Genomic DNA, 6,473 nt, shown 5'->3' with positions numbered 1-6,473 from the left:
GGGGGGGGTTTTTTTTTTGGGGCGCCCGCTCCGCGGGGGGCCTCTGCATATCCCCATATATGGTTCCCGCACCCCATCCCTTCTGTGAAATCCGTCGCCATGATGGTTGCGGGCGCAACTACTTCATCCAAGCGAAAGCACGCCGCTGCAACGCTTTCGCGCTGTCATCCCTACGCAACCGAATGTGATCTGCGTCCATAAAGTCCACGCGGACGGCGCCGTTATTTCGCAATGACGGTCGTCACCGAACCCCACCGGGCACCCCCGTTCGCTCTGCAACCACCCCCGAACCGGCGCACAGACGCCGGCACTCTGCCCACCTGGAGCACCCTGCATGAAGTGGTTCCAAGATCTGCCCATCGCCCGCAAGCTGGCCGTGGGGTTCACCCTCACCACCTTGATGACCCTGATCCTCGGCGCCTTCGCACTGCTGCGCCTGAGCGAAGCCAACGCGCAGTTGCGCGAGATGGCTGGCAACGACATCCCCTCGGTCCAGCACCTGGGCGAGGCGCGCTCGCAGCTGGGAGAATTCCGCACCTATGAACTTGCACAGCTGAGCATGCTCGACCAGCCGGAGAAGGTCGCCGACTACAACAAGCGCATGGACGACACCGCCAAGGCCGTGCATGACGAGCTGGCCGCTTACTCGGCGCTGCCGGCGCTGGCCAAGGAGCGTGAACTCTATCGCGCGGCCAGCGCACAGCTGGACCGCTACTTCGCCGCCAACAAGGCGATGCGCGACGCCGTGGCCGCCGGTGATGGCGCTCGGGCACAGCAGATATCCGACGAGCAGTCGCGCCCGGCGCGTCGCGACCTGTTCGCTGCGATGAAGGCCCTGGGCACCCACATCGCCGGCCAGATGGACGGCAAGATCGCCGACGCCAACGCCACCCATCGCAACAGCATGATCGCCATCATCGGCTGCATCGTCCTGCTGTCCCTTGTGGCCGCTGCGCTGGCCATCGTCATCTCACGTGCAGTGACCGGCCCCCTGGGCAAGGCCGTGAACGCCATCCAGGCCGTCGCACGCGGCGACCTCAGCGTCACCACCCAGAGCACCGGCAAGGACGAGGCTGGCCGCATGCTGGCGGCCACCGCCGACATGACCGCGATGCTGCGCCGCTTCAGCGAACAGACCCAGTTGATGGCACAGATGCATGCCGGCCCGGACATCAGCCACCGTATTCCGGAAGACTTCCCGGGCGTCTACGGCCAGCTGGCCAGCGGCATCAACACGGTGATCTTCGAACACCTCGATGCGATCGTCGATGCCATTGAAGTGCTCAACCAGTACGCCATCGGCAACCTCGCCCCGGACGCCCGCCGCCTGCCCGGCAGCCGCGCGATCCTGCACGAGTCGATGGACGCGGCCAAGGCCAGCCTACTGGCCATCAACACACAGATCCAGCAGCTGGCCTCGGCCGCCGCCGCCGGCGACTTCAGCCAGCGCGGTGATGCGCAGCGTTTCGATCACGATTTCCGCGTGATGATCGAGCAGCTCAACAGCATGATGCAGGTGGCCGACGGCAACCTCGGCCAGCTCTCGCAGCTGCTGCAGTCGATCGCCGCCGGCGACCTGACCGCACGCATGGACGGCCAGTTCAACGGCGTGTTCGCGCGCATGCGTGACGACGCCAACACCACCGTCGCACAGCTGACCCAGATCGTCGGCCAGATCCAGGCCAGTGCCTCCAGCATCACCCTCGCCGCTGGCGAGATCGCGTCCGGCAACAGCGACCTGTCGCGCCGTACCGAGCAGCAGGCCGCCAACCTGGAAGAGACCGCCGCCTCGATGGAGGAACTGACCTCCACCGTGCGCCAGAACGCCGAGCACGCCCGGCAGGCCAACCAGCTCGCCATCGGCGCGCACGGTGTCGCTTCGCAGGGCGGCGAGGTGGTCGGCCAGGTGGTCACCACCATGTCGGCCATCGAAGCCTCGTCGAAGAAGATCGCCGAGATCATCAGCGTCATCGACGGCATCGCGTTCCAGACCAACATCCTGGCGCTGAACGCCGCAGTGGAGGCCGCGCGTGCCGGCGAGCAGGGCCGTGGTTTCGCCGTGGTCGCCAGCGAAGTGCGTACCCTCGCCCAGCGTTCGGCTGCGGCGGCCAAGGAGATCAAGGGCCTGATCGATGATTCGGTCGGCAAGGTCGCCGAAGGCTCCAGCCTGGTGCACCAGGCCGGCAGCACCATGGGCGAGATCGTCGCCTCGGTGCAGCGCGTGACCGACATCATGGCCGAGATCTCCGCCGCTTCGCAGGAACAGAGCGCCGGCATCGAGCAGGTCAACCAGACCGTGGTGCAGATGGACGAAACCACGCAGCAGAATGCCGCGCTGGTGGAGGAAGCGACTGCTGCGGCGCGCGCCATGGAAGACCAGGCCGTGCAGCTGGGCGAAGCCGTGGCGCGCTTCCGGCTGGCATCGCAGGGCGTCGCCGCTGCGCCGGCACGCTTGGCCAATGCACCGCAGCCACGTCAGGTCGCGGCCGCCCTGCCCGTCACCAAGGCAGTACCGACACGGCCGCTGCGGGCGTCGGCCGCCCAGCCGGCGCTGGCTGCCGAGGGTGATTGGCAGGAGTTCTGACCCCACGCAGAAAGCATCCGCCCATGGGATGGATGCACCAGCGCGGCGGGCCACGGGGTCAGATCCCTTTCCCACGGGAAAGGGATCTGACCCCTTATGCATGGAAAGTGATGCAAATCCCACTTCATAATCCAATGAAGAGGCCGATATCCCCATCGAGCCTGCACCGACGCGTGCTGGCGCCCGCCCCTGATCACAGACTCCATGTCCGACGGCCACGACACTGAACTGCATGATGTCCACGCGGCCGACGCCGCGGACGAACGCTTCCTGGTCCGCAACCCCCGCCAGCTGCGGCAGCTGCTGCGCTCGCTGATCAACCAGCGATCACTGATCAACGCGCATATCGACGGCCGGGATCGTTCCTTCCCGACCGCCCTGCTTGATCTCGACGAGGACGAAGACTACCTGCTGCTCGACGGCAGCCCGCAGGAGGCATCGAACCGTGCCGCCGAGCAGGCCGACCACCTGCTCTGCTTCGCCCAGCTTGAACGTGTCCTTGTGCGGTTCCGCCTGCACGAACTGCAGCGCGTGGACAACGATGGCCACGTCGCCTTCCGCGCCCCGCTGCCGGACGAACTGGTGCATCTGCAGCGCCGTGAGCTGTACCGGCTGGAGACCCCGGTCACCGACTCGCCGCATCTGCTGCTGCCACCCGGCGAAGCACGTGCCGAAGCGCTGTCGATGCGGGTGGTGGACATCAGCGGTGGCGGCCTGGCCGTAGTGGTTCCCAACGACTGCGCCGTATTCGGCCTGCAGAAGCGCTACCCGGCGCAGCTGTCGCTGCCCGATGGCCCCGACCTGGACATCGAACTGGTGGTCTGCAACCTGCTGCCACAGCGACAGCCCAATGGCATCGAGGTCAAGCGCGTGGGAATGCGCTTTGACAGCCTGCCGCGCGGCGGCGACAGCGCCATCCAGCGCTACATCTTCCGCATCGACCGCCAGCGCAAGGCGCGCCGCAACGGCGAGCTCTGAGGCCCGTCCGACCGTTCGTGCCGGCCAGCGGCCCGCACTACCGATCTTCGGCGGATCCACGCCATATGCGCGTGCCGGCCGCGCCGCGGCAGATCCACGCCATGCGTGGATGCCTCTCCCCCGGCACCTAAAGTCCCCCCACGCGGGGCCGATATCGAGCCTGACACCGGGACTTCCGGCAGAACCAGGACCCCTCGATGAACGACAAGACCAGCTCCGCCGCCAGCGCCGGTGGCGAATTCCTCAGCTTCACCCTCGGCGCCGAGCACTACGGCGTGGACATCCTCAAGGTGCAGGAGATCCGTGGCTACGATGCGGTCACCCGCGTGCCGGACGCCCCGGACTACATCAAGGGTGTGATCAACCTGCGCGGCACCATCGTGCCGGTCATCGACCTGCGCTTGAAGCTGCGCCTGGACAACGCCCGCTACGACGCCTTCACCGTGATGATCGTGCTCAACGTCGAAGACCGCGTGGTCGGCATCGTGGTCGACAGCGTGTCGGACGTGATCCCGCTGTCGGCCGAGCAGATCCGCCCGACCCCGGAGTTCGGCGCTGCAGTCGACACCCGCTTCATCTCCGGCATCGGCACCCACGACGACCGCATGCTGATCCTGCTGGACATCGAGACCCTGCTCGACAGCGCCGACATGGGCCAGGCCTCCCTCGCCGAAGACGCTGCCGCCTGATCCATCGGACCTGCTTCACGTTCTGGTCACAAAACCCTTCAGTTCCCCCCAGCGGTGCCGATAGGGGGACAGAAGCCGGTCGCGCAGGAGCGCGCGGAACCGGAACGACCATCACCATCCCCGGAGATACACCTCGATGAAGTCCCTGCTTGCGTTCGTTTCGGCCGCTGTCCTGGCCACCACCGCTTCCTCCGCGTTCGCCCAGGCGGCCGACATGATCCCGCCGGAACTGGCCCCGCGTTCGGTCGGCAAGGACGGCATGGTCTGTGGCAAGGTCGAAAAGGCCCGCTACGCAGAAGGTTCCGAAGGCCAGCCGACCTTCCTGTACATGGGCGGCGCCTTCCCGCGTCACACCTTCTCGGCCCGCATCGCCGGCGAGAACCGCGGCAAGTTCTCCTTCCCGCTGGAAACCCTGGAAGGCAAGACCGTGTGCGTGATCGGCAAGATCCAGCGCGACGCCTCGCGCGCGGAAATCGAAGTCAGCTCGCCGGCCGGCCTGAAGCTGGCCAACATCAAGTAATCCGCTGTCCGTCGAACCACGCCGGAGCTTGTGCCGGCGTGGTTTCTGCTGCAACCGGGCCCGACGCCCGGACGCGTCTGCCTTAGGAGATCGCAACGCCCATGCCGTGGATCAACAACCTGAAACTGATGCCGAAGCTGCTGTTGACCTTCGGCGTCCTCCTGCTGGTGATGCTGCTGCAGGGCATCGTCGCCTATCGCGGACTGCATTCGCTGAACAACGTCACCACCGAGTTGGCCGGTTCGCGCATGGAAAGCATCCGCATGGCCGGCGAGATGCGCGGCATGCTGGGCGAGTACCGCAATGCCGCCTACCAGCAGCTGATCCGCGCCAGCGATGACGTCAAGTCCGACGCGCGCAAGCAGGCCGTCGACCTGCGCACCAGCATGGACACGTCGATCAAGGAATACCCGAAGCTTGTCGACAACGCGCAGCAGAAGAAGCTGTTCGATACCTTCGCCAAGGAATGGAAGGACGCCCTGGCCTCCTACGACAGCGTCACCGAGATGCTGGAGCTGGACCTGCCGGACGATGCCATCGATACCTTCGTGGGCGAGACCCGCACCAAGCACCGCAAGGCTGCATCCGCGCTGGAAGCGCTGATCGCCGAAGACAACCGCCTCGCCCGCGCCTCGCGCGAAGAGGCCGCGTCCACCTATTCCGCCTCCGCCGTGCTGACCGTGATCGCCCTGCTGGGCGGCGCCGCGCTCGGCCTGGTGCTGGTCTGGCTGTTCGCGCGCGCCCTGGTCGGCAGCGTGCGTGGCGCCGTGTCGGTTGCCAACGACGTGGCCGGCGGCAAGCTTGATGGCCACATCGACGTCAGCCGCCAGGACGAAGTGGGCGAGCTGATGCAGGCCATGCAGCGCATGCAGCGCGACCTGCGCGAACGCATCGAAACCGACCAGGCCGTTGCCCGCGAGAACCTGCGCATCCGCACCGCGCTGGACTACAGCTCGACCGGTGTCTACCTGACCGATACCAGCAACACCATCGTCTACAGCAACCGCGCCCTGCAGCAGACCCTGAGCCAGTACCAGGATGAAGTACGCCGCGACCTGCCGGACTTCGATGCGCAGGCCTCGCTGATCGGCAAGCCGGTCACCGTGCTTGAACACCGCGGCGAGATGGACCAGACCCTGCTGGGCAATCTGAAGGCCCACGGCGTCGCCCGTCGCCCGATGCAGTACGGCGATGCCCAGTTCGCGCAGGTGGTGTCGACCATCCGCAACGAAGGCGGCGACACCGTCGGCTACGTGGTGGAATGGCGCGACCGCACCCAGGAAGCACTGGTCGAAGCCGAAGTGGCGCGCGTGATCGCCCAGGCCGCCGCCGGCGACCTGTCCGGCCGCATCGACGCCAGCGACAAGGAAGGCTTCTTCCTGCAGCTGGCCCAGCAGATCAACGGCCTGCTGGACGCCAATGCCGGAAGCATCGAACAGATCTCCGGCCTGCTCGCCGCGCTGTCGCAGGGTGACCTGACCGTGCGCATGCACGGCGACTACCAGGGCGTGTTCGCCCGCATGCGCGACGACGCCAACGCCACCGCCGCGCAGCTGAGTGAAATCGTCACCCGCATCAAGCAGTCCAGCCGTGCGATCAGCTCGGCCGCCGGCGAGATCGCCTCGGGCAACAGCGACCTGTCGCGCCGTACCGAGCAGCAGGCCGCCAACCTGGAAGAGACCGCCGCCTCGATGGAGGAACT

The 6,473-nt window shown here is 66.7% G+C and carries 5 protein-coding genes; all 5 read left to right on the top strand.

Annotation, left to right across the window (positions count from 1 at the left end; translation table 11 throughout):
* Window positions 1–334: 334 nt before the first annotated feature.
* Window positions 335–2,584: a methyl-accepting chemotaxis protein gene (locus O0K41_RS21760; protein WP_053451700.1), complete on the top strand. Its 2,250-nt coding sequence runs from the start codon at window positions 335–337 to the stop codon at window positions 2,582–2,584.
* A gap of 204 nt (window positions 2,585–2,788) precedes the next feature.
* The gene (locus O0K41_RS21755; RefSeq protein ID WP_164223353.1) at window positions 2,789–3,562 is read left to right on the top strand and encodes a flagellar brake protein; all 774 of its coding nucleotides are present in this window, start codon (window positions 2,789–2,791) and stop codon (window positions 3,560–3,562) included.
* A gap of 197 nt (window positions 3,563–3,759) precedes the next feature.
* Entirely contained in the window at window positions 3,760–4,251 is a 492-nt protein-coding gene (locus tag O0K41_RS21750; RefSeq protein WP_005409516.1) for a chemotaxis protein CheW, read from the top strand.
* Between the two features lie 136 nt (window positions 4,252–4,387).
* A complete protein-coding gene (locus O0K41_RS21745; protein WP_005409515.1) occupies window positions 4,388–4,771 on the top strand; it encodes a hypothetical protein in 384 nt (127 codons plus the stop codon).
* Between the two features lie 101 nt (window positions 4,772–4,872).
* Window positions 4,873–6,473 (top strand): methyl-accepting chemotaxis protein (locus O0K41_RS21740; protein ID WP_180882545.1); only part of this gene is annotated, 1,601 nt, incomplete at its 3' end.

Source organism: Stenotrophomonas sp. Sm2128, assembly GCF_030985535.1.
GTDB lineage: Bacteria > Pseudomonadota > Gammaproteobacteria > Xanthomonadales > Xanthomonadaceae > Stenotrophomonas > Stenotrophomonas maltophilia.
The sequence above is the reverse complement of the archived record's forward strand: the minus strand, read 5'-3'. Positions and strand labels throughout refer to the sequence as shown.

Bases quoted from the DNA above. Each gene is read 5' to 3' on its own strand.
- O0K41_RS21760 (WP_053451700.1), top strand. From the start codon at position 335: ATGAAGTGGTTCCAAGATCTGCCCATCGCCCGCAAGCTGGCCGTGGGG.
- O0K41_RS21755 (WP_164223353.1), top strand. From the start codon at position 2,789: ATGTCCGACGGCCACGACACTGAACTGCATGATGTCCACGCGGCCGAC.
- O0K41_RS21750 (WP_005409516.1), top strand. From the start codon at position 3,760: ATGAACGACAAGACCAGCTCCGCCGCCAGCGCCGGTGGCGAATTCCTC.
- O0K41_RS21745 (WP_005409515.1), top strand. From the start codon at position 4,388: ATGAAGTCCCTGCTTGCGTTCGTTTCGGCCGCTGTCCTGGCCACCACC.